The sequence below is a fragment of the Afipia sp. GW823-FHT06G09 genome (assembly GCF_058794875.1).
Genome location: NZ_JBXAHF010000004.1, coordinates 497,701 through 523,301, shown reverse-complemented (window position 1 = coordinate 523,301; position 25,601 = coordinate 497,701). Strand labels below are relative to the sequence as shown.

Genomic DNA, 25,601 nt, shown 5'->3' with positions numbered 1-25,601 from the left:
TTCAAACCATGCACGAAGAACGCGCGAACCTGGGCCGCGGTCTCTGCATTGTCCCGTGGTATTGATTAGAACTTGAAATAAATTGGAGCAGGCTCATGGCGACCCGATTGAACGCCCCTGACGTCCGTCTCGATCACCTTCATAGCGAAGCCGTCTGGCAGGGCATCGGCGAGAGACTGCGCGATGCGCTAAGCCGCGAGTCGCCGGACATGCCGCAGCGTCTGCGCGCGCTTATCGCGCGTCTGCCTGAACTCGACGGCGAAAAAGCTCCATCGCTCGTGCCCGACCTGGAAACGCATTAGCGCGCACCTTTCGTGAGCGGGATCGCGCACGTCGCAAGCGCCGCGATCCGTGACCAGATGGTCCGATAAAGCTGTTGCGTTCGGCGGCCTGTTCCGTAAAAGCCCGCCATGCTCTCCATCAACGATATATCCATCCGGATCGCCGGACGCCTGCTGATCGACCAGAGTACGGTGCAGGTCGTGCCGGGCGCGCGGGTCGGCTTTGTCGGCCGCAACGGCGTCGGCAAATCGACGCTGTTCCATGCCATTCGCGGCGAGTTGCCGCTTGAAGCCGGTTCGATTGCGATTCCGCCGCGCTGGCGCGTCGGCAGCCTTGCACAGGAAGCCCCGGACGGTCCGGAAAGCCTGATCGATGTCGTGCTGAAGGCCGACCTGGAGCGTGCAGCATTGCTGCATGAAGCGGAGACCGCACACGATCCGCATCGCATTGCCGATATTCAGACGCGGTTGGTCGACATCGACGCCCATTCCGCACCGGCCCGCGCCGCCGCCATCCTCTCGGGCCTTGGGTTCTCCACCGCCGATCAGGCGCGGTCCTGCTCGGAATTCTCCGGCGGCTGGCGCATGCGCGTGGCGCTGGCGGCGACGTTGTTTGCCGCGCCCGACCTCCTGTTGCTCGATGAGCCGACCAACTACCTCGACCTCGAAGGCACGCTCTGGCTTGAGGATCACCTTGCGAACTACCCGCGCACCGTGATCGTCATCAGCCACGACCGCGATTTGCTCGACACATCGGTGGATCAGATCCTGCACCTCGATCGCGGCAAGCTCACGCTTTACAAAGGTACCTACTCCTCATTCGAGGAACAGCGCGCCACCCGCGAAATGCTCGACGCCAAACACGCCAAGAAGCAGATGGACGAGCGCAAGCGGTTGCAGGCATTCGTGGACCGCTTCAAGGCCAAGGCCTCGAAAGCCAAACAGGCGCAGTCACGCGTCAAGATGCTGGAGCGGATGAAGCCGGTCACGGCTCTCGTGACGCAAGACGTCCGCGAGATCACGTTTCCGGAGCCGGACAAGATTCTCTCGCCGCCCATCATTGCGGTGGATGATGTGTCGGTCGGATACGATCCCGCAAAACCCGTGCTCAACCGCGTCACGCTGCGCATCGACAACGACGATCGAATCGCCCTGCTCGGCTCAAACGGCAACGGCAAATCGACCCTGGTGAAACTGCTGGCCGGCAAGCTGTCGCCGTTTTCCGGCAAGGTCGTGCGCGCCGACAAACTGTCGGTTGGGTACTTCGCGCAGCACCAGACCGACGAACTCGATCTCGATGGCTCGGCCTACGACCATCTGCGACGGCTGATGCCGCACGAGACGGAAACCAAAGTCCGCGCGCGCACCGGCGCCATCGGATTTTCCGGCAAGGCCGGCGACACCAAGGTAAGTTCGCTGTCCGGCGGCGAGAAGGCACGGCTGCTGCTCGGACTTGCGACGTTCTACGGCCCGAACATGATCATCCTCGACGAGCCGACCAACCATCTGGACATCGACAGCCGCGCTGCGCTCGCGGAAGCCATCAACGATTTTCCCGGCGCGATCATCATGGTCTCGCACGACCGTTACCTGATCGAGGCGTGCGCCGATCAGCTATGGGTCGTGGCGGATCGCGCCGTCACACCGTACGACGGCGATCTCGACGACTACCGGCGGTCGGTGCTGACAACGCGCGGCATGCGTGCATCGAGCCGCGAACGCAACGAGCGTAGCAACGGCAAGCCGGCGCGTGCGAAGTCCGAAAAGCGTGTTCCGCTCAAGCAGAAGATTTCAACCGCGGAAAGCGAAATCGCGCGGATCACCGGCATTATCGAGAAGATCGACGCCGCTCTGGCCCTGCCCGATCTGTTCAAGCGGGATCCCAAGCAGGCGGCGCAGCTCACCAAGGCTCGCGCAAGTGCGGCTGAGGCGTTGCAGCGCGCCGAAGATGAATGGCTGGAAGCAAGTTCGTCCTACGACGAAGCGGCGGGCTGAAAGATCAGGCTCGCTTCTTCTTCGCGCCGCGCGCGGGCTTTTCCGGCGGCGGCACGTCAACGCGCTCGATCGAGGTCAAGCGGCCTGATGTGAAGGTATAGGCGCCAGGGCGCGGTCCGGTCCGCCAGGTAATCTGCGCGACGCGGTCGCCACGCTCGTTGTTCGACAGGTTGACGTTGTCGGGGGCGACAGCAATCGCGCGGGCAACGTCACATTCGGTATGGCCCAGTGCGACGGGAGCCACGGAAACCTGGCCTTCGGAAGCATTGGCATCGGCAGGTGCCCCCGGCGCCGGCATCCCGGGACATTGACCATCGGAGCTGATGAGATCGTTCGGCGTCACCTCTTTCGACACGCTCAGCGGCGGCGTTTCGATGGTGCTGTTACCCTTAAAGATCTTGCCCGGACGAGCAAACCATTCCTGGTCCTTGAGCGAAAAGTCCGACAAAGCGCCGACGCCGCCGCAGCCACTCACCATGGGGGCCAGGATCACAAGGGCCACCAACGATCTTGTATGGATGCTTTTACGCAGGACGCTCAAATTCGATCTCACACCAACTTCAGCGCTTTTCTTGCGCGCTCGGGAACCAGGATATGTCGTAAAGCAAATGCCTAAACAATCATTTGCGCGTCTTTTGGCGGCAAGAATGGAACACCTTGCCCATAACTGCACTTACGTGGCCTTCCACCATCCCTTTGCGGCACCATGGTGGCTAAGCGCCGGTCAGGTCAACGAAAAAAGACCGTAACATTAACGGCCGTCCATTTACCGGGATCGCACATTTACGCGCGCTTCTGCCATCTGCCGCGCTCGTCGGTCTGCCAGTAGGTCAAATCGAGCCCGCGCGATTTACCGTCGGTCCAGGCCGCGCGGGCGACGCCGAGCGCTTCGTCATCGTCGCCGTTGAAGACAAAAACGATGCGGTCGTATGTTGCGCAATCCTTGGGCAGACCCGCAGCATCGACGATAAACCTGACATTGGCGTTGTTGGGATTGCCATCGTCCATCGTCAGAACGATCGGCTGGTTCATCGCATCGCTGTCGCGCCAGGTGCCATGCGGCAAAAACGAATCCTCGCGATACGTCCACAAATGCGCATCGAGCGCTTCGGCGCGCTCCTCCGATCCGGTCTGAACCGCAACGCGCCAGCCGCGCTCAACAGATTTCTCAAGCAGCGGCGGCAACACCTTCTCAAGTGTCGTGTCCTGCAAGTGATAGAACAGGATTTCGGTCATCGCCTAAGGGGAACCCCGGGAGTTCATTTCGTCATTGCGAGGAACGTTGGCGACGAAGCAATCCAATCTTGCTTACAATAAGAATGGATTGCTTCGCTTCGCTCGCAATGACGGAAAGCAACGTTACTTCTTCGTCTCGTAGTTGTCCGCCACCAGCCGGTTCAGCAGCCGCACACCATAGCCAGATCCCCAACTCCGGTTGAGATCCGATGCTGGAACCCCCATTGCCGTACCGGCAATGTCGAGATGCGCCCATGGCGTGTCGTCGACAAAGCGCTGGAGGAACTGCGCTGCAGTGATCGAGCCGCCGTTGCGGCTGCCGGTATTTTTCATATCGGCGAACTGCGAATCGATCTGCTTGTCGTATTCGGGGCCGAGCGGCATGCGCCAGACCCGCTCGCCGGTCTCCTGCCCTGCCGTGGTCAGGCGTTCCGCGAGCTTGTCGTCATTCGAGAACATGCCTGCATATTCGACGCCGAGCGCGACCATAATCGCGCCGGTCAGCGTTGCCAGATCGACCATGAATTTCGGCTTGTGCTTTTTCGCGACATACCAGAGCACGTCGGCCAGCACGAGGCGGCCTTCAGCGTCGGTGTTGATGATCTCGATGGTCTGCCCCGACATCGAGGTCACGATATCGCCGGGACGCTGGGCATTGCCGTCCGGCATGTTTTCAACGAGACCGATCGCGCCGACGACATTGACCTTCGCCTTGCGGGCAGCCAGTGCGTGCATCAGACCGACAACGCAGGCCGCACCGCCCATATCGCCCTTCATGTCTTCCATGCTGCCGGCCGGCTTGATGGAAATACCGCCGGTGTCGAAGCACACGCCCTTGCCGACAAAGGCAATCGACGCCTCGCCCGGCTTGCCGCCGTTCCAGCGCATGATGACGGTGCGTCCGTCGTGCTCCGATCCCTGCGAAACACCGAGCAGCGCGCCCATACCCAGTTTCGTCATCGCCTTTACGTCGAGAACCTCGACCTTGACGCCGAGTTTGCGCAGCTGCGTTGCACGCCGCGCGAATTCGGCGGGGAAAAGCACGTTCGGCGGCTCGTTGACGAGTTCGCGCGCGATCAGCACGCCGTCCACGACATGATTCTCTGGCGCGAATGCCTTGCGCGCGGCGGCAACATCGGCCACCGCAATCGAGAACTGCGCGCGCAGCGGCGCATTGTCACCGTCTTTCTTCGTGGTCTTGTAGCGCACGAATCGATAGGCGCGCAGCCGGATGCCGGATGCGATCAGTGCAGCCTGCGATCCCTTCATTGCGCCTGACGGCAATTCGCCGAGAACCGTCACGGCCTCGGTCCCGGCGCTGATCTTGGCCGCGACTTTGCCGCCCAGCTTGATGAAATCGCTGTCCTTGAGTGACGCGAGCTTGCCCGCACCGACGACAACGAGACGGCCAGCCTTGAGGCCTTCAGGCGCCAGAATATCCAGCACGGCACCGCTCTTTCCCTTGAACTGGTTCGCCGAGGCTGCGCGCTTGATGGCATTTACGGTCGGCCCCAGTGCCTTGTTCGTGGCAGGGCCAAATTTCAACGTATCGTCGCAGAACACCACCAGAACGCCACGTGGGGCGGCGGAAAACGGTACGAAGCCGACCTTCACGGCGTCGGTCATAGGCAAATCCTCCAGATAATCGCGGCTTGCGCAGCAAAGAGAGCGAGAATCCAGCCGGATTCTCTGCAGCGCACTATGACGCTTTCCGGCGCGCGCTGCCAAGCGCGCCAAGCATGCCTGACGTCCCGCTGCAAGAGTCACCCCAAAGTAACGATGAGGTTTTATTAACCGTACTTGAGGTGCGGCCTCAGGTCGGCCATTTTGTTGACCAATCAAAGGGATGCTATGAAATAAGAATGTGCCGGAAAACGCGATTCCGTGCCCTTGGGGAGCCTTGCAAAAGGTCTGGGCAAGTTCGCGAATACCGGATGGAGTTGGGGATACCGCTGCCCGATGGGGTCGATCGACACCACTGTTTACCGGACGACCGCGCCGTCGTCCGCTTGGCCTTTCGCGACCGCCCGGTGTGCCGGGCGGCAGGCGTTGGCATAAGGCGGTCGCGCGCATGGTGACGACAATCCTCGCACGCTATTTCGCTGGTCGTTTCGTGATCGCATCGGTCGCGACCTTTGCCGCGATCTTCGTGCTGATTATTACCGTCGACTATATCGAGCTGATGCGGCGCGCCGGCGGCCTCGCAAATGTTTCGGGCCTGTTCGTCGCGCAAACAGCGCTGTTCCGCGTGCCGCTGTCGCTCGAAAAGCTGATGCCATTCTGCATCCTGATCGGTGCGATGGTTTCGTTCCTTGCCCTGTCGCGCCGGCTCGAACTTGTGGTCGCGCGGGCCTCCGGCATCTCGGCCTGGCAGTTCACCACGCCGGCACTGATTAGCGCGCTCGTGCTCGGGACGCTCGCCACCGTCATCTACAATCCGCTGTCCGCGGAGATGCTCGAACGCGCCAAGGGCATGGAGCGGAGAATCTTCACCGATGGCGCACCAACGTTGCAGGACGGTGCCGGCTTCTGGCTCAATCAGTCCACCAGCGAAGGACAGAGCGTCATCAATGCCGCCCGAAGTCAGGGACAAGGCGCGCTCCTGACCGGCATCTCGGTGTTCCGGTATGACACGGCGGGTATTTTCCGGGAGAGAATCGAGGCGCAGGAAGCCACCCTCGAGCCCGGCCGATGGGTATTCAAACAGGTGCGCCGCTACACCCTCGATAACCCGGTGATCGAGCAGGACACCTTCACGATCGCCACCACTCTCACCTTGGCCCAGGTCCGGAACAGCTTCTCCACCCCCGAAACTGTGTCATTTTGGCAACTCCCCGACTACATCAAGTCGTCCGAGAACTCGGGACAGGCCACAGCCGGATACCGCCTGCAATACCACAAACTCATCGCGCGCCCGTTTTTATTGGCTGCAATGGTGATGCTCGCGGCCGCCGTAAGCCTGCGGTTCTTCCGCTTCGGCGGCGTGCAAAAGATGGTTTTAAGTGGCGTTGCAGCAGGGTTTCTGCTCTATGTCCTGTCGAAAGTAACTGAGGATTTAAGCAAGGCCGAGTTGATGCATCCGCTCGCTGCCGCGTGGTTGCCCGTTTGCGTGGGCGGCCTCTCGGGATTTTTGGCTTTGCTGTACCAGGAGGACGGGTAGTGGCCGTTGTCGCCGCCCTCCAAGGACGGACGCCTGCGTTCAGGCGGCGCATTCGCTTGCGCCGTCAAAGCCTGCTCATGTCTGTGGTTCTGGGGCTTGGCCTGGTGGCCGGGCTTGCGGGTCCTGTGGCAACGCCTGCGGCTGCCCAGTCCTACCGGTTCAACCAGCTTCCTCCGAAGCCGCCGAAACAGGCGCGGCCGGACAGCAACGGGCAGATGCTCGTGCAGGCGACCGAGGTCAATTACGACTATAACAACTCGCGCGTCGCGGCGGTCGGCAGCGTTCAGATCTATTACAACGGCGCGACCCTTGAAGCCGACAAGGTGATCTACGACCAGAAGACCAAGCGTCTTCATGCCGAAGGCAACGTCAGGCTGACGGACGTCGATGGCAAGATCACCTATGCCAACATGCTCGACCTGTCGGACGACTATCGCGACGGCTTTGTCGATTCGCTGCGGCTGGAGACGGCCGATCAGACCCGCATGGCCGCGACACGCGCCGACCGCACCGATGGCGATGTCACGATTTTCCAGAACGGCGTCTACACCGCCTGCGCCGCCTGTAAGGACAACCCGAAGAAGCCTCCGCTGTGGCAGGTCAAGGGCGCACGCATCATCCACAATCAGACCGAGAAGATGCTGTACTTCGAGGACGCCCGCCTCGAGTTCTTCGGTCAGCCGATCGCATACATGCCGTTCTTCTCGACGCCTGACCCGACGGTCAAGCGCAAGAGCGGCTTCCTGATTCCGAGCTACTCATCGAGCACGCGCTACGGAGTCGGCATCGAGGTGCCGTATTACTTCGCGCTCGCGCCCGACTACGACCTGACGCTGTCCCCTCGCTACACCACCAAGCAGGGCCTGCTAATGCAGGGCGAATTCCGTCAGCGCCTGATCAACGGCGCTTACGAAATCCGCGCCTACGGTATCCGCCAGGACGACCAGAAGCAGTTCAACGCCGAACCCGGCGACCGCGAGTTCCGGGGCGGCATCGATACCAAGGGTCAGTTCGCGCTCAACGACAAATGGGTCTGGGGCTGGGACGCGGTTGCGGTCTCCGACAAGTCGTTCTTCTTCGACTACGGCCTCGGCCCGTACAAGAACGCGCTCAACTCCTTCCTGCTGACACCCGATACGGGCCTGTCGCAGATCTATCTCACCGGCGTCGGTAACCGCAGCTATTTCGACGCGCGGATCATGCACTTCCTCGGCTATTCGGCGGCCGATAACCAGAGCACAATTCCGGTCGTTCACCCGGTGATCGACTATTCGAATGTGCTCAACCGCAACATTCTCGGCGGCGAGTTCAGCTACAAGGCAAACTTCACCAGCCTGAGCCGCCAGACCGCATCGTTCGACCCGATCACCACGATTGCGCTCAACAACGGCTGGTGTCTGCCCGCCTCTGCTGACCCGCGGGCCAGAACGCCATCGCAATGTCTGCTGCGCGGCGTCGCCGGCGACTACACACGCCTGACAGCCGAAGTGGAATGGCGCCGGTCGTTCACCGACTCCATCGGCCAGATCTTCACGCCGTTCGCCTCGCTGCGCGGTGACGTCATCAGCGCCAACATCGACAACCAGCCCGGCGTCTCCAACTACCTGCCGGTCGGTTCGACCCAGACCGCGCGCCTGATGCCGACGGTCGGCCTCGAGTATCGCTACCCCTTCATCAACGTGCAGCCATGGGGCACCACGACGATCGAGCCGATCGGCCAGTTGATCATCCGGCCTAATGAGCCGAACGCCGGCCGCCTCCCGAACGAAGACGCGCAGAGCTTTACGTTCGACGACAGCAACCTGTTCCGCGTCGACAAGTTCTCGGGCTACGACCGCGTCGAAGGCGGTGGCCGTGCCAATGTCGGCGTCCAGGCAACCACGCAGTTCGACCGCGGCGGGTTTGTCAATGTGCTGTTCGGGCAGTCCTATCAGCTGTTCGGACTGAATTCGTTCGCCGTGCAGGACCTCACCAACACCGGCATCGCCAGCGGTCTGGAAACCAACCGCTCCGATTACGTTGGCCGCATCGCGTATCAGCCCAACAAGATCTACAGCCTGATCGCCCGCACCCGGCTCGACGAGGCAACGGGAGCCGTGCGTCGCTTCGAACTCGAAGGCCGGGCCAATTTCGATCGCTTCCAGGTGAGCCTGCTCTATGGCAACTACGACAAGCAGCCTGAACTCGGATTCCTCACCCGCCGCGAAGGCATCGTGGGAACCGGCTCGATCAAGGTTGCGACCAACTGGATGCTGTCAGGCGGACTGCGCTACGACATCACCAACCAGACGATCAACCAGTACATCGTGGGCGCCGGCTATGTAGACGACTGCTTTATTATCGCAGCGAACTACATCACCGATTACGCCTATACATCGACAAGCTATGCGGCTCCCGTCACCGACCACCGCATCATGCTGCAAATCGGCTTGCGCACGATCGGCACCAGTTCGTTCAACGCTTCGCAGTAGTATCCCGGTAGCGGAATTTTGAAGCCCGCGCGGTTGCAGCTTCAAGGCGCATCCGGCAAGGCTACGGGAACCGCCGAAAATTCATCAAGCGCGTGCATTGACGCCGCAAACGCGAGGTAGATTTGCTAGACGCTGGACTCCCCAGCCTTCGCCAGGGACGGATTTGAAGACGGGTCTGAATATGATCGTGACTTTTTTTCTTCGCGCAGCACGAGCTGTTTCACTCGCCGCCGCTGTTCTCGTTACGCCGAGCCTCGGCTCCGCCGTCATGGCGCAATCCGTCGCGGCAATGGTGAATGGCGAGGCCATTACCAATTTCGACATCGACCAGCGCATCAAGCTCACGCAGCTTACGACGCGAAAGGCGATCTCGCGGCAGGAAGCCCTCGAAGAGCTGATCAACGACAAGCTCAAGATCAAGGAAGGCAAGCGATACGGCCTCGACATGTCGTCGTCGGATATCGACGGCGCATACGGCAACATGGCCTCGCGCATGCGCATGAGCCCCGAGCAGTTGAACAAGACGCTCGAAGGGCATGGCATCCGCCCAGAAACCCTCAAGAGCCGCATCAAGGCGGACATGACCTGGGGCAATCTGGTGCGGGGCCGGTTCCAGTCGAGCTTCCTCGTGCCGGAAAAGGATCTCGCCGGAATCGAAACCGGTAAATCGGAAGGCGAAAGCTTCGAGTATCTCGTTCGTCCGATCGTTCTGATCGTGCCGCGCGGCTCCGGCTCCGCCGCCATCGAAGCCCGCCGCAAGGAAGCGGAATTGCTTCGCAACCGCATCCAGTCCTGCGACGAGGCGCAGGAGCTGTTCCGCTCGATGCGGGACGCGGCGATCCGCGACCAGCTCACAAAAACCTCGGCGGACCTTCCGCCGAACCTGCGAGAGCTGCTCGACAAGATGCCAGTCGGCAAGCTGACCCCGCCGGAAGTCACCAAGCAGGGCGTTGAAATGGTGGCGCTGTGCAGCCGCAAGCCGACCAAGGCCGACACCCCGGCCAAGCGCGAAGCGCGCGAGAAAATCTACAACCAGAAATACGAAGCCAAGTCGAAGTCGTATCTTGAGGAAGTCCGCAAGGGCGCCATGATCGAGATGCGTAACAAATGAACCTCCGGGCGGCGCTGCGGCCATGACCAAAGCTTTGGCGCTGACGATCGGCGAACCTGCGGGCATCGGTCCTGATATCGCCATCGCGGCATGGCTGAAGCGGCGCGAACTCGATCTTCCCGCGTTCTATCTGATCGGCGACAGCGCATTCATCGCAGCCCGCGCCCGGATACTGGGCGTCAGCATTCCGACCGCCGACACGAGCGCCGAAGACGCCGCAGGCGTTTTCGCCGACGCGCTTCCAGTGGTCACAACACGCGTGGCGGCGACAGCGAAGCCGGGTCAGCCCGACGACAGCAGTGCGCCGACGGCTATCGCCTCGATCCGGCATGCGGTTGCCGACGTCATCGCCGGACGCGCCAGTGCGGTCGTCACCAATCCGATCGCCAAGAGCGTGCTCTATCGCGCAGGCTTTTCCCATCCGGGTCACACCGAATTCCTTGCGCAACTCTCCGCGGCTGTGAGCGGTGCGGTGCCTCATCCCGTGATGATGCTGTGGTCGCCTGATCTTGCCGTGGTGCCGGTAACGATCCATCTGCCGCTGCGCGACGCCATCACGCAACTGACCAGCGACCTCATCGTCAGGACCGCGCGTATCGTCGCGGCGGACTTGCAGACCCGGCTCGGTATCGCTCGCCCCCGTCTCGCGATCTCCGGACTTAATCCGCATGCCGGCGAGGATGGTTCGCTGGGCACCGAGGACCAATCGATCATCGCGCCAGCGATTGAGGCGCTGCGGCGGGACGGCATCGACGTACGCGGCCCGCTGCCAGCCGACACCATGTTTCACGCCGCTGCACGGAAAACCTATGACTGTGCGATCTGCATGTATCACGACCAGGCGCTGATCCCGATCAAGACCATCGCTTTCGACGACGGCGTCAACGTCACGCTGGGACTGCCGTTCATTCGCACCTCGCCGGATCACGGCACGGCGTTCGACATCGCGGGCACAGGCCGCGCCAACCCGTCCAGCCTGATCGCAGCGCTTCGGCTCGCCGCACGCATGGCGGCGATGAAGGAATGAGCGCCATCGACGATCTGCCGCCGCTCAGCGACGTGATCCGCCGCTTTGAACTGTCAGCGCGCAAGTCGCTGGGACAGAACTTTCTGCTCGACCTCAACCTGACGTCGCGGATCGCGCGCGCGGCTGCCCCGCTTGAGGACGCGACCATTGTTGAAATCGGCCCCGGCCCCGGCGGTCTGACGCGCGCCCTCCTCGCACAAGGCGTCAAGCGCGTGATTGCGGTGGAGCGCGACGAGCGCGCGATCCCCGCACTTGAGGAGATCGCCCAGCGCTATCCCGGCCGGCTGACCATTGTGAATGCAGACGCGACCACGTTCGATCCGCGTCCCCATCTCAATGGCGAACGCGCGAAGATCGTCGCCAACCTGCCCTACAACATCGCGACAGCCCTGCTGATCGACTGGCTCAGCGCCGAGCCATGGCCGCCATGGTACGACATGATGGTGCTGATGTTTCAGCGCGAGGTCGCCGAGCGCATTGTCGCCCGTGAAAATGACGATGCCTATGGCCGCCTCGGCGTGCTCGCCAACTGGCGGGCGGAAACCAAGATCCTGTTCGATATCTCGCCCGGCGCCTTCGTGCCGCCGCCCAAGGTGACGTCATCCGTGGTGCGGCTGATTCCGCGCGCCGCACCTCTGCCCTGCGATCGCCGCATGCTGGAGCGCGTAGCCGCGGCCGCCTTCGGCCAGCGCCGGAAAATGCTGCGGCAAAGCCTCAAGTCGCTCGGCGTCGATCCAGCGCTCCTTGCTACCGCCGCTGGCGTCGATCCAACCCGCCGGGCGGAGACCATTCCAGTGTCCGGCTTTGTTGCCATGGCCCGCGAATTGGCGGATATAACAGCCGCAAAATCAAAAACAGTGTAACGGAGAAAGCTCAATGGCTCAGATGCGCCGCCAGTCTCTCGTCAAGTTCGATGCTCCGCTCTGCGAAACCATCGTGGAGACCCCGAAGCCGCAGGGCCGGGAAGTTCTGGTGCGGATCGAGCGCTGCGGCCTGTGCCATTCGGACCTGCATATTCAGGACGGCTATGCTGATCTTGGCAATGGCAAGAAGCTCGACACCACCCGCGGCATGACCCTGCCCTTCACGCTCGGTCACGAGATCGCCGGCGTCGTCGATGAAGTCGGCCCCGATGCGGACAAATCCCTGATCGGCAAGAAGATGGCCGTCTTCCCGTGGATCGGCTGCGGTCAGTGCCGCGACTGCCTGAACGGTGACGAAAACCTTTGCGCGCGTAACCGCTTTCTCGGCGTGTCGATCGATGGCGGCTTCGCGAGCCATGTGCTGGTGCCCGACCAGAAGTATCTCATCGACTACGGCCAGGTGCCGGTCGATACGGCGGCGACACTGATGTGCTCGGGCATCACCGCTTACGGCGCACTCAAACGTCTGGTCGATCGGCCTCGCCAGCGCAATCTGCTGCTGATCGGTCTTGGCGGCGTCGGCATGATGGGCGTGTCGCTCGCGCAAGCGATGTTCAAGCAGCCCATCACGGTCGCCGATCTCAGCGCATCGGCCCGCGACGCGGCGCTCAAGAACGGCGCCTCCGCCGCTTACGATCCGACAGAAGCCGATATCGCCAAGCGCATCATCAAGGAAACCGACGGCGGCTTCGACGGGATCGTCGATTTCGCCGGTAACGAGAAGTCGATGGCGTTTGCGACCTCCGTCGTGGCGCGCGGCGGCAAGATCGTCGTGTCGGGCCTGATGGGCGGCAACTTCAATCTGCCGATGGTGCAGTGGATCTACAAGCGCATGACGGTCGAAGGCTTCATGACCGGCACACTTGCGGAGGCTCAGGAACTGATGGCGCTCGCACGCGCCGGCAAGGTCAAGCCGACGCCGATGAAGGAAGAGCCGATGGGCGACGTGCAGAAGTGGATCGACCAGTTGCGTGCCGGCAAGGTCGTCGGCCGCATCATGCTGACGAACTAAGCTCCTGCTCCGCGGCCCAGCCGGGTCGCGATCCAGATCACATGACGCGCGCCACCACGCTTGCCGTTGGCGCGCGTTTTGATTTCATCGACATCGAAACCGGCCTTGAACAGCCGCTGCGTGAAGCGTGGATCAGGACCTGACGACCATACCGCAAGTACGCCGCCCGGTCGCAGCGCTGCATGTGCGGCAGCAAGGCCACTCCTGTTGTAGAGCGCGTCATTGGCTTCGCGGCTCAGTCCCTCGGGACCATTATCGACGTCGAGCAGGATAGCGTCGTACGCCGACCGTTCGGCTCGTATCGCAGCTCCGATGTCCTTCTCACGAATGGACACCCGCGGATCGGTCAGGCTGTCGCCGAAAACCTCGGCCATCGGTCCGCGCGCCCAAGCGACCACCTCCGGCACCAGTTCGGCGACAACAATCCGCGCGTCTGTATCAAGCGCCGACAACGCCGCGCGCAGCGTAAATCCCATGCCAAGGCCGCCAATCAGCAGCCTTGGCTTCTTGCAGCCCTGCAACCTATCGCAGGTCAGCGTGGCGAGCGCCTGTTCCGAGCCGCTGAGGCGGCTGTTCATTAGTTCGTTCTGGCCGAGCTTGATGGAGAATTCGGCGCCGCGCCGCATCAGGCGCAACTCACCGCCGCCAGGGATTTGCGCCGTATCCAGCAGGGTCCAGGGGATCAACGATTATGTCCTCGACGGTTCAAGCGCAGCGCGCGGCAGCCTCTCGTTATGCCATCCGGGTTCCCGAATGCCAGCCAGAATTGAGCGAGTGGGGCCCTGCCCGTGCGCCCGAATGTTGCCCCAGCCTGTCCGGATTTGCGGCCTATTCCGACCCAACTTGTCGCGGAGAACCCGACCCGAGAATGGGTCCGTGTTGCGTAAGGGGGACAGAATGTCAAACCGCACCGCCGCAATTGCTTGTGCCGCCATCGCCGGCTGCGTTTCAATCTTCAGCATCACATCGCCGCTTATGGCGGCTCCCGCAACACCCGAGAGCGCAGCCAAGTCTGCTGACGAATGTCTCTCCGGCCCGAAGGGCGCAACGCCGGCCGGCGCGCATTGGTACTACCGCATTGAGAGAGGCACCAAGCGCAAGTGCTGGTATCTCGCGGACGAAGTCGCGAAGACAAAGAAAGCAGCAACGCCGGCAGCGGCGGCGGCAGACGCCGCTGAAGAGACGGCCCCGCCTCCGACAAAGATCACTCCCGCGCCAAAGCAGGAAGCTGCGAAGAAGCCCATTCAGAAATCAGTCGCAAACGCACGCGCGGAGCTGACGACGGGAGCACCGGACGACGATTCCTCCCTCGCGGAAACGACCTGGCCGCCGATGCCTTCGCCAGCCGCCGCGGACGTGCGCGCCGACAATCATGTGGCTGCGATGCAGCCGGCTCCTGAAACGGCGCCCAAGCAGGGCTGGAATGTCGCTACGCGATGGCCAGAACCGAATGCGGCAGCCTCTGCCAGCGATCAGCCCTCTGCCGCAACACCGGCACCTGCGCAGCCGTCCACTCCCGCTCTGACCGCCGAACGCCTCGCTACGGCAGTTGCGCCCGCACCAGCTGCCCCTCCAGTTCCGGTAATGACAGCGGCGGCTCCGGCGCAGCCGCAACAGGCGCAGCCCACGGACAGCGAAGGCCTGTCGCTCAGGGTCCTGCTGAGCATTCTCGTTTGCGTGCTGGCGCTCGCGGCGATTGTCGGCCCGCTGCTGTTCAAGTACTTCCGGCCGAGGCCGCGTGAGGATGAACGCACATATGGTCAGCGCCGTCAGATCTGGGATCTGAACGAGTCCGGCCCGGCAGTTCTGCAAGACAATCCGCCGCCGGCGTTAGCGCCGCGCTATGCGCGCGACCTGCACGCACACGCCCTGCCCGAGCCGCGCATGCTGGACGTTACCACCGATGAAATTGAGGAGTTGCTCGCGCGGGTCTCAAAGCGCTCGGCGGCATAGGATCAATGCTTAAAGCGGCGGGAGAAAACCCGCCGCTTACTTTTCGAGCTGTTTCTGAAGATCTCGCACGAAGGCTGACAATCCGGTCTGGCGTTCACGCTTCAGCCGCTCGGCCTTGAGAATGGTCACGACCTGGGAATACGCCTCGTCCAGTTCGGTGTTGGTGACCACGTAGTCGTACTCCGCCCAATGGCTCAGCTCATGACTGGCGCGGCTCATGCGTCCGGCAATCACGGCATCCGAATCCTGCGCACGGGTGTGCAGCCGCTTTTCGAGATCGGCGGCGGACGGCGGCAGGATAAACACGCTCACAACATCGGCGCGGGCCTTCTCGCGCAGCTGCTGCGTACCCTGCCAGTCGATATCGAACAACACGTCCTGCCCTGAAGACAATGCGTCCTCCACCGGCTGGCGCGGCGTACCGTACGAATTGTCGAACACGGTGGCGTGCTCGAGCAATTCGTTGCCCTTCACCATCGCGTCGAACTTCGGCTTGTCGATGAAATAGTAGTGTTCGCCGTCGACTTCGCCCGGACGTTTGGCGCGGGTGGTCACCGACACCGACATGCTCAGATCCGGCATCTTGTCGATCAGCATGCGCGCCAGAGTGGATTTCCCCGCCCCCGACGGCGACGACAGCACAAACATCAGTCCGCGCCGCTCGCCGCCCTTCAAGGTGCCCCCAGCCGCCATGGCCGCTACTCCAGATTCTGAACCTGCTCGCGAAACTGCTCGACCACGCCCTTCATCTCAAGGCCCGTGTTGGTCAGTTCGATGTCGTTCGACTTCGAACAGGTGGTGTTGACCTCGCGGTTGAACTCCTGCGCCAGGAAATCGAGCCGGCGTCCCACCGCTCCGCCCTTGCCGAGCAGTTCGCGGGCCTGCGCGATGTGCGAGACGATGCGGTCGAGTTCTTCGCGGATGTCCGCCTTAGCCGCGATCAGGATCGCTTCCTGATTGAGCCTGTCGGCATCGAAACGATCGGACGTCTCGAGCAACGCCGCGACCTGTTCGGCGAGTCGCGCCCGGATCGCCTCAGGCTTGCGGCCGGGTGCAGCCTCGGCGCGTTTCGTGAGGCTTTCGATCTCGTCCATGCGCTGCGCAAGGATCTGGCCGAGCGCAACGCCTTCGCGCTTGCGCATGTCGATCAGGCTCTGCAGTGCCTGCTCGAACGACGCCAAGACAGCCGCACGCGCGGCCTGCATTTCTGCCTCATCGCTCTCAGGCTCGGCGACTTCGATGACACCCTTGATCCCGAGCAACCCGTCGACACTCGGCGCCACCGCATCAGTGCGCGCGGAAATCTCGCTCGCGACTTTCAGGATAGATGCAAGAACGTCCTCGTTGATACGCACGATCGATGCCGCGCCGGTGCGCTTCACCGTGAGGTTGGCGTAAACGGTTCCGCGCGACAGAAGCTCAGTGGCGCGCTTGCGCGCTGTCACCTCGATGTCGTCCCAGCCGACCGGCAGCCGCAGCCGGAAATCAAAGCCCTTGGCGTTGACCGATTTCAATTCCCATTCGAACGCATAGGGTCCGCTGGTGCCGTGGCTTCGCGCAAAGCCGGTCATGCTCGACAGCGCCATCGCGAAAGTGTCTCCGTTACTGGTGGTCCAACGAGCGGACGTGCGAGCCGCCAGAGCGGCTTGGATCAACCGTCAGCTTGTCCCTGAAATCGGCCGGACTCGCAAGAGAAAGGCCGCGTTACTGCGTCTTCTCTTCTTCCGGCTCCGGCTCGGCGGGTGCGGCGGCCGGGGTGCGTTTTGCGGTGCGCTTGCGCGAGGCCGCGCCATCAGCCGCGGGTTCGTTCGCCATGATGCTGGCGGGCGCGGAAGCCTTCGGCGCGGTCGCCTTTGGAGCGGCCTTGGGCGCTGCGCTCGCGGGCGGCTTGGCGGGAGCCGCAGCTGCAGGTGCGCCTGTCGCAGGTGCGGGAACGGCGGCGACCGGCGGCTGATCGTCCGCGTCCACGGTGTCGTTCTGCTGCTGGCGCTCCATCGCGCGCAGCTTGGCAACGCCCTTCTGGTGCTGGTCGTAGGTCTCGGTGAACGAGTGGCCACCGGTGCCGTCTGCAACGAAGAACAGGTCGCGGGTGCGTGCGGGATTGGCGGTGGCTTCGAGCGAGGCGCGGCCGGGATTGGCGATCGGTCCCGGCGGCAGCCCTTCGATCACATAGGTGTTGTAGGGCGACGGCTGCGTGATTTCGCTACGCTTGATCGGCCGGCCGAGTGTGCCTTTGCCGCCGACGAGACCGTAGATGATGGTCGGATCGGACTGCAACTTGATGCGCTGACGCAGGCGGTTGGTGAAAACGGCGGCGACACGGCTGCGCTCGTCTGCGCGTCCAGTTTCCTTCTCGACGATCGAGGCCAGCGTCACGAGCTGTTCCGGCGAACGGACCGGAATGTCGGGGTTGCGACGTGCCCAGACCTCGGCGAGAACTTTCTTCTGCGCCTGCTGCATGCGGTGGATCACCTGGTCGCGCGGTGTGCCACGCGGGAAGTTATAGGTGTCAGGCAGAAGCGTGCCTTCGCGCGGCTGCTCTTTCAGCGAGCCGGAGAAGATATCGTTGTCCTGAAGCCGGGCCACGATCTGCTCCGACGTCAGACCTTCCGGAATCGTGATGGCATGCTGCACCACTTTGCCTTCAACGATGGTGTTGATGACGTCGCGCAGGCTGGCATTCTTCTGGAACAGATACTCGCCGGACTTGAGGCCGGAGCGCGCGTTCATCGCCAGCACGCTGCCGATGAATGTCCAGCGGTCGGCGTTGATCACGCCGGCGCGCTGAAGGATGTCACCGATGTCGGTCATGCCGGCGCGCGGCGGAATATTGACGACCTTGTCTTCCGCAAGCGGACCTTTGGCCTCGATCGTCTTCTTGCCATAGAAGAACGCACCACCGGCCAGCAGCATTGCGACGATCAGAAACGTGAAGATCGCATTCCCCACCACGACCAGTGTACTGCGCGCGCGCTGGGAGTGTTTCGGCGGCTGCGGCACCTGCTCGGGCTCGAGCGCCGCACGCGGGCTACGTGGCGCGATGGGGGGTCTCTGACTCATTGAGCAACCTAAAATCTTGCCGGCGTTTAGCTTGACAATTCAGCGTTATACGCGCGCCCGTGAGAGAAATTATGTCCAAATGAGGCAAAACCTTGAAGACAGTTTTGCCCGTTCCGTCAGCCCATTAACTCTTGAAACGCTCTAATTCGCCAGCCGCCGGACGACCAGCGATGCATTGGTGCCGCCAAATCCAAACGAATTCGACAGGGCCACGTTGATTTCGCGGGGCCTTGCCTTATTCGGGACCAGGTCGATCGCCGTCTCGACGGAGGGATTGTCGAGATTGATCGTCGGCGGCGCGACATTATCCCGAATCGCCAGAATGCAGAAGATTGCTTCGATCGCGCCGGCTGCGCCGAGCAGATGACCGGTCGAGGACTTGGTCGATGACATCGATACCTTCGACGCCGCATTGCCGAGCAGGCGCTGCGCTGCGCCAAGCTCAATCTCGTCGCCGAGTGGCGTCGAGGTTCCGTGGGCGTTGATGTAGTCGATATCGGAAGCCGTCACACCGGCGCGCTTCATTGCAGCGCTCATGCAGCGGTATGCGCCGTCACCGTCTTCGGCGGGAGCGGTAATGTGATAAGCATCGCCGCTCAGACCATAGCCGACGACTTCGGCATAGATCTTCGCGCCGCGCTTTTTTGCGTGCTCGTATTCCTCGAGCACCACGACACCGGCGCCCTCGCCCATGACGAAGCCGTCGCGATCCTTGTCGTAGGGCCGCGATGCGATGGTCGGATTGTCGTTGTACTTGGTGGCCATCGCGCGCAGCGCGCAGAAGCCGCCCATGGCAAGGCGATTGACGGCGGACTCCGCGCCGCCCGCCACCATGACGTCGGCATCGCCGAAGGCGATCAGGCGGCTGGCATCGCCAATGGCATGCGCGCCGGTCGAACAGGCGGTGACCACCGCATGGTTCGGGCCCTTGAGGCCATGCTTGATCGACACATAGCCCGACGCAAGGTTGATGAGACGGCCCGGAATGAAGAATGGCGACAGCTTGCGCGGGCCGCGCTCCTTCAGGATCACAGCGGCTTCGCCGATGCCTTCGATGCCGCCGATACCGGAGCCGATCATGGTGCCGGTGGCGCAGCGATCTTCTTCGGTCGTGGGGTGCCAGTTGGCGTCGTCGAGCGCCTGGCTCGCAGCCGCCATGGCGAAAATGATGAAATCGTCGACCTTGCGCTGTTCCTTCGGCTCCATCCAGTCGTCGGGATTGAATGTGCCGTTACTGCCGTCGCCACGCGGAACCATGCATGCGATCTGGCAGGTCAGATCGGAGACCTCGAACTTCTCGATGCGGGCGGCGCCGCTTTCGCCGTTGAGGATGCGTTTCCAGGTCGGCTCGACACCATTGGCGAGCGGCGAAACCATGCCCAGACCCGTGACGACAACCCTCCGCATAGTCTTCCTTTCCGGCTCAACCGGCTGAGGCCAATCGGAGCCACTATGACAGCAAGACGGCGGGTCGTTCGATCACAACCCGCCGCGTGTCATCGTGGCTGCGCGCTGGCGTCAGCTCTTGGCGTTCTTCTCGAGAAATTTCGTGGCGTCGCCCACGGTGAGAATGGTTTCAGCAGCGTCATCCGGAATTTCGCAGCCGAATTCTTCTTCAAAAGCCATGACGAGTTCGACGGTATCGAGGCTGTCGGCGCCGAGATCGTCGATGAAGCTCGCAGCATCGACAACCTTTTCGGGTTCGACACCAAGGTGCTCGACCACGATCTTCTTAACTCGCTCGCCAATCTCACTCATCGTTTAACCTCGTGCTTGTTCCATTAAACTCGACCGCAAAACGATACGAGCCCCTCGCGGTGCGAAAAAATGCGAATTCGTGCCGTCCGTACCACGCATCCCTGTCCCTTCGCCACAGGGACGAAGTCACCGAAAACGGCGGCTGGCGCCGGAACGGCAATATACGGGGTTTGGCGATCCTGCAATGGCGTTTTCCCCAACCGAGTGCCGTTCGGTTACCATACTTCCCCGGACTTGACCACACGGCCCCGGGGACCGTCCAGCAGCCATTCCGCTTGACAAAAACCCTGCGGAACAGGGCTTAAATCATGGCCATCCCGCCGTTGACATGGATGGTCTGCCCCGTCACGTAGGCCGCCTCGTTGGACGCAAGGTAAACGGCGGCGGCGGCGATGTCGTCCGGCGTCCCGAGACGCCCGGCGGGCACCTTCGAAAGCACAGCCTCGCGCTGCTTTTCGTTTAGCACGTCCGTCATCGGCGTGGCGATGAACCCGGGTGCGATGCAATTGGCTGTCACATTGCGGCGCGCATATTCCGCACCCACGGATTTCATCATTCCGATCAATCCGGCTTTAGAGGCGGCATAGTTGCCCTGCCCCGCATTGCCGGTGACGCCGACCACCGACGTGATCGCAATGATTCGTCCGAACCGCTTGCGCATCATCAGCTTCGTCGCCGCGCGCGCCAGACGGAACGTGGCGGTCAGGTTGACCCGGATCACGTCGTCGAAATCTTCGTCGCGCAATTGCACGAACAGGTTGTCGCGGGTGATGCCGGCATTGGCGACCAGGATGTCGAGTTGACCCATCGCCTTTTCCGCAGCCGGGACCAGCGCTTCGACTTCGGTCATGTCGGACAGATTGCACGGCAGCACATGCACGCGGTCCTTCAGTTCACCCGCCAGCGCGTCGAGCGCCTCACGCCGGGTGCCCGAAATCGCAACGGTTGCGCCTTGCGCATGCAGCGCCTTTGCAATCGCGCCACCAATGCCGCCGGTCGCCCCGGTGACGAGCGCGGTCCTGCCAGTCAAATCGAACATGTCGCCCCCTTGGGAACAACCCGGCAAACCCGGGCCAAATTTCGTGCTCCGTTTGCCGCAAGAAAACGCCGCTCGTCAATGACCTGTGCCTAATAAAACGGCCCCGGCCGTGCCTGCCGGTGCGGTCCCATGGCACCTCCCTTGCATATTGCTCTGCATCACAACGGAGGACGAACACATGGCTCCCACCGAAGTCGCTCCCAACCAGGTCCCGCCCCATTCCGCCGGCCTGCAAAAAGTACTCGGCCCGTTCCAACTCTGGGGCATTGCCGTGGGACTCGTCATCTCAGGAGAATATTTCGGCTGGAGCTACGGCTGGAACAGCGCGGGCACACTCGGCTTTCTGGTCGCGACGGTGCTCGTCGCGACGATGTATACAACTTTCATCTTCAGCTTTACCGAACTGTCCACCGCCATCCCGCATGCCGGCGGACCGTTTGCCTATGCACGGCGCGCGTTCGGCCCCACCGGCGGGTTCATCGCCGGCTTCGCGACTTTGGTCGAATTCGTCTTCGCGCCGCCCGCCATTTCCCTCGCCATCGGCGCCTACCTCAATGTGCAGTTTCCGGGCATCAACCCGAAATTCTTCGCGCTCGGCGCTTACATCATCTTCATCGCGCTGAACTGGATCGGCGTCGGCATCGCCGCGGCGTTCGAACTGTTCGTGACAATTTTAGCGATTGCCGAACTTTTGGTCTTCATGGGCGTGGTCGCGCCGGGCTGGTCGATGGCGAACTTCGTCGCAAACGGCTGGGCGGGCAGCAACGTGTTCAATGGCGCGGCGATTTCCGGCATCTTCGCATCGATCCCGTTCGCGATCTGGTTCTTTCTTGCCATCGAAGGCGCTGCGATGGCCGCGGAGGAAGCCAAGGACCCGCAGAAGACCATTCCGATCGCCTATGTCGCGGGCATTCTCACCCTCGTTGTGCTGGCCTTCGGTGTCATGATCTTCGCGGGCGGTGTCGGCGACTGGAGCAAGCTCTCCAACATCAACGATCCATTGCCGCAGGCGATGAAGGTCGTGGTCGGAGAGAACAGCGGCTGGCTGCACATGCTGGTCTGGATCGGCCTGTTCGGGTTGATCGCCTCGTTTCACGGCATCATCATGGGCTATTCGCGCCAGATATTCGCGCTCGCACGCGCAGGCTACCTGCCGAAGACGTTCGCGGCGCTCTCCCCGCGCTTCAACACGCCGCATCGGGCGCTGCTGGCCGGCGGCGTGATCGGCGTCATCGCGATCTTCAGCGACGAATGGGTGCAGTTCGGCGGGCAGACGCTTACCGCCAATATCGTCACCATGTCGGTGTTCGGCGCGATCATCATGTACCTGATTTCGATGGCGTCGCTGTTCAAGCTTCGCCAGAGCGAACCCGATCTGGTGCGCCCCTATCGCACACCGTTCTATCCGGCGTTCCCAGCGGTTGCGTTCGGGCTGGGTCTCGTTTGCCTGTTCGCCATGGTGTGGTTCAATGCTATGCTGACGGTGCTGTTCCTTGTGCTGATGGCGCTCGCCTACGCCTACTTCAGGATGACCGCCGGTCAGCGCGACGCCGCAGCACCCGACGAGATGCTGGCCGTCACGGCAAACACCGTGCCCGCCGAATAGGGCATTCCAACGCGAGGTGAAAAACCGTTGCGCTATCGTACCGCCATCGATCAGCAACTGTTCGCCTTCGATGACCTGAAGCAGGTGATGGCGTTCGCATCGCCTGCCCGCTCCGGCGATTATCTCGCAGGCATCGGCGCCGCCACCGCACAGGAACGGATGGCGGCCCGTCATGTGCTGGCGGAGGTACCCCTCAAGCAGTTTCTGACCGAGGCGTTGATCCCCTACGAAGAGGACAACATCACGCGCCTCATCATCGATAGCCATGATGCGAAGGCGTTCGCGCCGGTCTCGCACATGACCGTCGGCGATTTCCGCAACTGGCTTTTATCCGAGCAGGCGACGACCGAGGCGCTTGCGGCACTCGCGCGCGGGCTCACGCCGGAAATGGTCGCCGCGGTGTCCAAGATCATGCGCAATCAGGACCTGATTGCGGTGGCGCGCAAGTGCCGTGTCATCACCCGCTTCCGCGACACCATCGGGCTGGAAGGACATTTGTCGGTGCGCCTTCAGCCCAATCACCCCACCGACGATCTGCGCGGCGTGGCCGCGTCCACGCTCGATGGGTTGTTGATGGGGTCGGGCGACGCGGTGATCGGACTGAACCCTGCTTCCGACAGCATGCCGGTGCTTGGCGATCTGTTGCACATGCTCGACGAGGTGATCCAGCGTTTCGAGATTCCAACGCAAAGCTGCGTGCTGACCCATGTCACCAACACGATCCGGCTTGCGGAGAGCGGCGCGTCGGTGGATCTGGTGTTCCAGTCGATCGGCGGCACCGAAAAGACCAACCTCTCGTTCGGAGTGACGCCGGAAATTCTCGATGAAGCGCAGGACGCGGCGCTGTCGCTGAGGCGCGGCAGCATCGGCGATGACGTGATGTACTTCGAGACCGGCCAGGGCAGCGCACTATCAGCCGACGCAAATTTCGGCGTCGACCAGCAGACCTGCGAAGCGCGCGCCTATGCGCTGGCGCGGCGTTACAAGCCGCTGCTGGTGAATACCGTGGTCGGCTTCATCGGCCCCGAATATCTCTACGACGGCAAGCAGATCATCCGCGCCGGGCTCGAGGATCATTTCTGCGGCAAGCTGCTCGGCCTGCCGCTCGGCTGCGACATCTGCTACACCAATCACGCCGAAGCCGATCAGGACGACATGGACACGCTGCTGGTGCTGCTGGGCAGCGCGGGCATCAGCTTCATCATGGGCATCCCCGGCGCGGATGACGTGATGCTGAACTACCAGAGCACCTCGTTTCACGATGCGCTGTTCCTGCGCGAGACCATGAATCTCAAGCGCGCGCCGGAATTCGAGGCATGGTTGCAGCGCATGCAGATCACTGATGCCGACGGACGATTGCGCCCGCCCTCCCCCAACGCGCTGCTCGGCGGCATGGGCAATCTCAAGTCGCTGGTCGCATGACGGACAAGAACGTGACCGAGTCTCCATGGGCCGAATGGCGCAGCGTGACGCCGGCGCGGCTGGCGCTCGGGCGCGCCGGTGCGGGCATGCCGACCGACGAGGTGCTGCGCTTCGGCTGGGCCCATGCGATGGCACGCGATGCGATCCATGCCGCCCTCGATGTGACGAAACTCGAAGCGGCGCTGCACGATCAGGGCTGGACCGTGGCCCATACCCATAGCCGCGCGCCGGATCGCACCACCTATTTGCGGCGGCCTGATCTGGGCCGCGTGATCGATCCCGACGAGATTGCAAAACTGCGCACGGTGCCTCTCGTGCGCAGCGACGTCTGCATCGTGATCGGTGACGGATTGTCGTCGCTCGCGATCGACCGCCATGCCGCGCCGCTGCTCGCAGCACTGAAGCCGCTTCTCGCGAACGAACTGAAACAGGCGCCAGTGGTAATCGCCACGCAGGCGCGGGTCGCGCTGGCCGACGAGATCGCGGAACTGTTGCAGGCGAAGTTGTCGATCATGCTGATCGGCGAACGGCCGGGCCTGAGTTCGCCGGACAGTCTCGGGATCTACATCACGCACGCGCCGTTCCGTGGCCGTAACGATGCCGGACGCAACTGCATTTCCAACGTACGCCCCGAGGGGCTGAGCTACGCCGCCGCCGCGTTCAAGCTTTCGTGGCTGGTGCGCGAGGCCTTGAACCGCGGCCTGACCGGCGTTGACCTGAAGGACGAGAGCGACCTGGCGCTGGTCACGGGCGGCAACACCGCTCGCCTGCCCGGTCCGATCGCTTGACGGATTTTCGCAGAAACTGAATCAAAAAGCCGCGCTCTCAAAATCGGAGCACGGCTTTTCGATTGTATGGCCGCTTACGCAGCCGTTGCCTTGGTATTCACGCCCTTGCGAAGCGCGACGGTGTTGAGCTTGGTGTTCGCCGCCTTTTCCTCATTCAGATTTGTGGTGAGGAAGCGCACGATCTCCTCATGGCCGAGTGACTCCGCCCATGCGATGAGCGTACCGTAACGGGCGATTTCATAGTGCTCGACGGCCTGGCAGTTCGCGACAATGGCGGCATCCAGTACTGCCTTGTCCTCAATCTCGCCCGCGGTTTCGTCGGCTTCCTTGATGATGCCGTCGATCGCCGGGCACGTGGTCCCTTTCGGGTCCTGACCGAGCTTCGCAAATACCTTCTTCAAACGCTCGATCTGGTTGTTGGTTTCTTCGAGATGGCTTTTCAACCCGGCTTTGAGATCGCCGTTGGTGGCCTTGTCGATCATCTTCGGCAGCGCCTTCGTGATCTGTTGCTCAGCGTAGAAGATGTCCTGCAGGCCGTGAAGCAGGAGATCGTCAAACGTCTTAATGTCTTTCGTGAAAATGCCCATGGCACACTCCTTTGTTGTCAGCCGAGAACGCAGCAATGATTGGATCGTTCCAAATGGCGTTAGACAGTTGTGCAGAAGCCGTTGAGACAAATTGGAGCAATGAGACGCTTACTCAAATCTCTCTTCGAGATCATTCGTGCCCTCAAATATTTCCGGAACTCTCTCTGCTCTC

Annotated in this window: 23 protein-coding genes; 12 read left to right on the top strand and 11 right to left on the bottom strand. The window is 62.3% G+C overall.

The features are described from left to right. Positions 1 to 95 precede the first annotated feature (95 nt). Together AC1Q67_RS19335 and AC1Q67_RS19330 are read left to right on the top strand one after the other, a co-directional pair. Positions 96 to 302: a hypothetical protein gene (locus tag AC1Q67_RS19335; RefSeq protein ID WP_492236727.1), complete on the top strand. Its 207-nt coding sequence runs from the start codon at positions 96 to 98 to the stop codon at positions 300 to 302. Positions 303 to 410: 108 nt separating this feature from the next. Continuing rightward, on the top strand, positions 411 to 2,276 hold the full coding sequence (locus AC1Q67_RS19330) for an ABC-F family ATP-binding cassette domain-containing protein (RefSeq protein ID WP_492236728.1): 1,866 nt from the start codon (positions 411 to 413) through the stop codon (positions 2,274 to 2,276). A gap of 4 nt (positions 2,277 to 2,280) precedes the next feature. On the opposite strand, the gene AC1Q67_RS19325 is transcribed toward AC1Q67_RS19330, so the two are convergent. From AC1Q67_RS19325 to AC1Q67_RS19315, 3 genes are all read right to left on the bottom strand, one after another. After that, a complete protein-coding gene (locus tag AC1Q67_RS19325) occupies positions 2,281 to 2,817 on the bottom strand; it encodes a hypothetical protein (RefSeq protein ID WP_492236729.1) in 537 nt (178 codons plus the stop codon). A 242-nt stretch (positions 2,818 to 3,059) separates the two neighbouring features. Then, positions 3,060 to 3,512 (bottom strand): DNA polymerase III subunit chi, encoded by a 453-nt coding sequence (locus AC1Q67_RS19320; protein ID WP_024577491.1) that lies wholly within the window; start codon positions 3,510 to 3,512, stop codon positions 3,060 to 3,062. A gap of 123 nt (positions 3,513 to 3,635) precedes the next feature. Next, entirely contained in the window at positions 3,636 to 5,138 is a 1,503-nt protein-coding gene (locus AC1Q67_RS19315) for a leucyl aminopeptidase (RefSeq protein WP_492236730.1), read from the bottom strand. Between the two features lie 445 nt (positions 5,139 to 5,583). Between AC1Q67_RS19315 and lptG the strand changes: the two genes are divergently transcribed. From lptG to AC1Q67_RS19285, 6 genes are all read left to right on the top strand, one after another. Further along, a complete protein-coding gene (gene lptG / locus AC1Q67_RS19310) occupies positions 5,584 to 6,672 on the top strand; it encodes an LPS export ABC transporter permease LptG (RefSeq protein ID WP_024577493.1) in 1,089 nt (362 codons plus the stop codon). Then, positions 6,672 to 9,143 (top strand): LPS-assembly protein LptD, encoded by a 2,472-nt coding sequence (locus AC1Q67_RS19305; protein WP_492236731.1) that lies wholly within the window; start codon positions 6,672 to 6,674, stop codon positions 9,141 to 9,143. Before lptG ends, AC1Q67_RS19305 begins: the two co-directional genes overlap by 1 nt. A gap of 181 nt (positions 9,144 to 9,324) precedes the next feature. Beyond that, the gene (locus tag AC1Q67_RS19300; protein WP_492236732.1) at positions 9,325 to 10,254 is read left to right on the top strand and encodes a peptidylprolyl isomerase; all 930 of its coding nucleotides are present in this window, start codon (positions 9,325 to 9,327) and stop codon (positions 10,252 to 10,254) included. Between the two features lie 22 nt (positions 10,255 to 10,276). Further along, positions 10,277 to 11,281: a 4-hydroxythreonine-4-phosphate dehydrogenase PdxA gene (gene pdxA / locus AC1Q67_RS19295; RefSeq protein ID WP_492236733.1), complete on the top strand. Its 1,005-nt coding sequence runs from the start codon at positions 10,277 to 10,279 to the stop codon at positions 11,279 to 11,281. Continuing rightward, the gene (gene rsmA / locus AC1Q67_RS19290) at positions 11,278 to 12,144 is read left to right on the top strand and encodes a 16S rRNA (adenine(1518)-N(6)/adenine(1519)-N(6))-dimethyltransferase RsmA (RefSeq protein ID WP_492236734.1); all 867 of its coding nucleotides are present in this window, start codon (positions 11,278 to 11,280) and stop codon (positions 12,142 to 12,144) included. Before pdxA ends, rsmA begins: the two co-directional genes overlap by 4 nt. Before the next feature lie 13 nt (positions 12,145 to 12,157). Next, positions 12,158 to 13,216 (top strand): alcohol dehydrogenase, encoded by a 1,059-nt coding sequence (locus AC1Q67_RS19285; protein WP_024577498.1) that lies wholly within the window; start codon positions 12,158 to 12,160, stop codon positions 13,214 to 13,216. Here the strand turns inward: AC1Q67_RS19285 and AC1Q67_RS19280 are convergent. Beyond that, complete coding sequence (locus AC1Q67_RS19280) at positions 13,213 to 13,902, bottom strand: spermidine synthase (protein WP_492236735.1); 690 nt, start codon at positions 13,900 to 13,902, stop codon at positions 13,213 to 13,215. The two genes, AC1Q67_RS19285 and AC1Q67_RS19280, sit on opposite strands and share 4 nt — an antisense overlap. Positions 13,903 to 14,113: 211 nt before the next feature. On the opposite strand from AC1Q67_RS19280, the gene AC1Q67_RS19275 reads away from it, so the two are divergent. Beyond that, positions 14,114 to 15,169: a hypothetical protein gene (locus AC1Q67_RS19275; RefSeq protein WP_492236736.1), complete on the top strand. Its 1,056-nt coding sequence runs from the start codon at positions 14,114 to 14,116 to the stop codon at positions 15,167 to 15,169. A gap of 36 nt (positions 15,170 to 15,205) precedes the next feature. On the opposite strand, the gene gmk is transcribed toward AC1Q67_RS19275, so the two are convergent. The 6 genes from gmk to fabG all read right to left on the bottom strand — a co-directional run bounded on the left by gmk (position 15,206) and on the right by fabG (position 21,026). Continuing rightward, a complete protein-coding gene (gene gmk, locus AC1Q67_RS19270) occupies positions 15,206 to 15,862 on the bottom strand; it encodes a guanylate kinase (RefSeq protein WP_492236737.1) in 657 nt (218 codons plus the stop codon). Positions 15,863 to 15,867: 5 nt separating this feature from the next. Further along, positions 15,868 to 16,755, bottom strand: coding sequence for a YicC/YloC family endoribonuclease (locus AC1Q67_RS19265; RefSeq protein ID WP_492236738.1), 888 nt, complete (start codon positions 16,753 to 16,755; stop codon positions 15,868 to 15,870). Between the two features lie 118 nt (positions 16,756 to 16,873). Continuing rightward, the gene (gene mltG / locus AC1Q67_RS19260; RefSeq protein WP_492236739.1) at positions 16,874 to 18,229 is read right to left on the bottom strand and encodes an endolytic transglycosylase MltG; all 1,356 of its coding nucleotides are present in this window, start codon (positions 18,227 to 18,229) and stop codon (positions 16,874 to 16,876) included. Between the two features lie 141 nt (positions 18,230 to 18,370). Next, positions 18,371 to 19,636 (bottom strand): beta-ketoacyl-ACP synthase II, encoded by a 1,266-nt coding sequence (gene fabF / locus AC1Q67_RS19255; protein ID WP_024577504.1) that lies wholly within the window; start codon positions 19,634 to 19,636, stop codon positions 18,371 to 18,373. Between the two features lie 111 nt (positions 19,637 to 19,747). Beyond that, the gene (locus AC1Q67_RS19250; protein ID WP_006020277.1) at positions 19,748 to 19,987 is read right to left on the bottom strand and encodes an acyl carrier protein; all 240 of its coding nucleotides are present in this window, start codon (positions 19,985 to 19,987) and stop codon (positions 19,748 to 19,750) included. 301 nt (positions 19,988 to 20,288) lie between these two features. Beyond that, positions 20,289 to 21,026: a 3-oxoacyl-[acyl-carrier-protein] reductase gene (fabG, locus tag AC1Q67_RS19245; protein ID WP_492236740.1), complete on the bottom strand. Its 738-nt coding sequence runs from the start codon at positions 21,024 to 21,026 to the stop codon at positions 20,289 to 20,291. Between the two features lie 178 nt (positions 21,027 to 21,204). Here fabG and eat point away from each other — a divergent pair, with 178 nt between their 5' ends. From eat to eutC, 3 genes are read left to right on the top strand one after another with little or no spacing between them, the layout of a single operon-like run. Beyond that, positions 21,205 to 22,632: an ethanolamine permease gene (eat, locus tag AC1Q67_RS19240; protein WP_492236741.1), complete on the top strand. Its 1,428-nt coding sequence runs from the start codon at positions 21,205 to 21,207 to the stop codon at positions 22,630 to 22,632. Positions 22,633 to 22,659: 27 nt separating this feature from the next. Further along, entirely contained in the window at positions 22,660 to 24,054 is a 1,395-nt protein-coding gene (locus tag AC1Q67_RS19235; protein WP_492236742.1) for an ethanolamine ammonia-lyase subunit EutB, read from the top strand. Then, complete coding sequence (eutC, locus tag AC1Q67_RS19230) at positions 24,051 to 24,842, top strand: ethanolamine ammonia-lyase subunit EutC (protein ID WP_492236743.1); 792 nt, start codon at positions 24,051 to 24,053, stop codon at positions 24,840 to 24,842. Before AC1Q67_RS19235 ends, eutC begins: the two co-directional genes overlap by 4 nt. A gap of 74 nt (positions 24,843 to 24,916) precedes the next feature. Here the strand turns inward: eutC and AC1Q67_RS19225 are convergent, their stop codons facing one another. Continuing rightward, positions 24,917 to 25,429, bottom strand: a complete 513-nt coding sequence (locus tag AC1Q67_RS19225) for a YciE/YciF ferroxidase family protein (protein WP_024577509.1) — start codon at positions 25,427 to 25,429, stop codon at positions 24,917 to 24,919. Positions 25,430 to 25,601 lie beyond the last annotated feature (172 nt).

Coding starts and splice junctions, on each gene's coding strand:
- AC1Q67_RS19335 (WP_492236727.1), top strand. CDS start 96: ATGGCGACCCGATTGAACGCCCCTGACGTCCGTCTCGATCACCTTCAT.
- AC1Q67_RS19330 (WP_492236728.1), top strand. CDS start 411: ATGCTCTCCATCAACGATATATCCATCCGGATCGCCGGACGCCTGCTG.
- AC1Q67_RS19320 (WP_024577491.1), bottom strand. CDS start 3,512: ATGACCGAAATCCTGTTCTATCACTTGCAGGACACGACACTTGAGAAG.
- AC1Q67_RS19315 (WP_492236730.1), bottom strand. CDS start 5,138: ATGACCGACGCCGTGAAGGTCGGCTTCGTACCGTTTTCCGCCGCCCCA.
- lptG (WP_024577493.1), top strand. CDS start 5,584: ATGGTGACGACAATCCTCGCACGCTATTTCGCTGGTCGTTTCGTGATC.
- AC1Q67_RS19300 (WP_492236732.1), top strand. CDS start 9,325: ATGATCGTGACTTTTTTTCTTCGCGCAGCACGAGCTGTTTCACTCGCC.
- pdxA (WP_492236733.1), top strand. CDS start 10,277: ATGACCAAAGCTTTGGCGCTGACGATCGGCGAACCTGCGGGCATCGGT.
- rsmA (WP_492236734.1), top strand. CDS start 11,278: ATGAGCGCCATCGACGATCTGCCGCCGCTCAGCGACGTGATCCGCCGC.
- AC1Q67_RS19285 (WP_024577498.1), top strand. CDS start 12,158: ATGGCTCAGATGCGCCGCCAGTCTCTCGTCAAGTTCGATGCTCCGCTC.
- AC1Q67_RS19275 (WP_492236736.1), top strand. CDS start 14,114: ATGTCAAACCGCACCGCCGCAATTGCTTGTGCCGCCATCGCCGGCTGC.
- gmk (WP_492236737.1), bottom strand. CDS start 15,862: ATGGCGGCTGGGGGCACCTTGAAGGGCGGCGAGCGGCGCGGACTGATG.
- AC1Q67_RS19265 (WP_492236738.1), bottom strand. CDS start 16,755: ATGGCGCTGTCGAGCATGACCGGCTTTGCGCGAAGCCACGGCACCAGC.
- mltG (WP_492236739.1), bottom strand. CDS start 18,229: ATGAGTCAGAGACCCCCCATCGCGCCACGTAGCCCGCGTGCGGCGCTC.
- fabF (WP_024577504.1), bottom strand. CDS start 19,636: ATGCGGAGGGTTGTCGTCACGGGTCTGGGCATGGTTTCGCCGCTCGCC.
- AC1Q67_RS19250 (WP_006020277.1), bottom strand. CDS start 19,987: ATGAGTGAGATTGGCGAGCGAGTTAAGAAGATCGTGGTCGAGCACCTT.
- fabG (WP_492236740.1), bottom strand. CDS start 21,026: ATGTTCGATTTGACTGGCAGGACCGCGCTCGTCACCGGGGCGACCGGC.
- eat (WP_492236741.1), top strand. CDS start 21,205: ATGGCTCCCACCGAAGTCGCTCCCAACCAGGTCCCGCCCCATTCCGCC.
- eutC (WP_492236743.1), top strand. CDS start 24,051: ATGACGGACAAGAACGTGACCGAGTCTCCATGGGCCGAATGGCGCAGC.
- AC1Q67_RS19225 (WP_024577509.1), bottom strand. CDS start 25,429: ATGGGCATTTTCACGAAAGACATTAAGACGTTTGACGATCTCCTGCTT.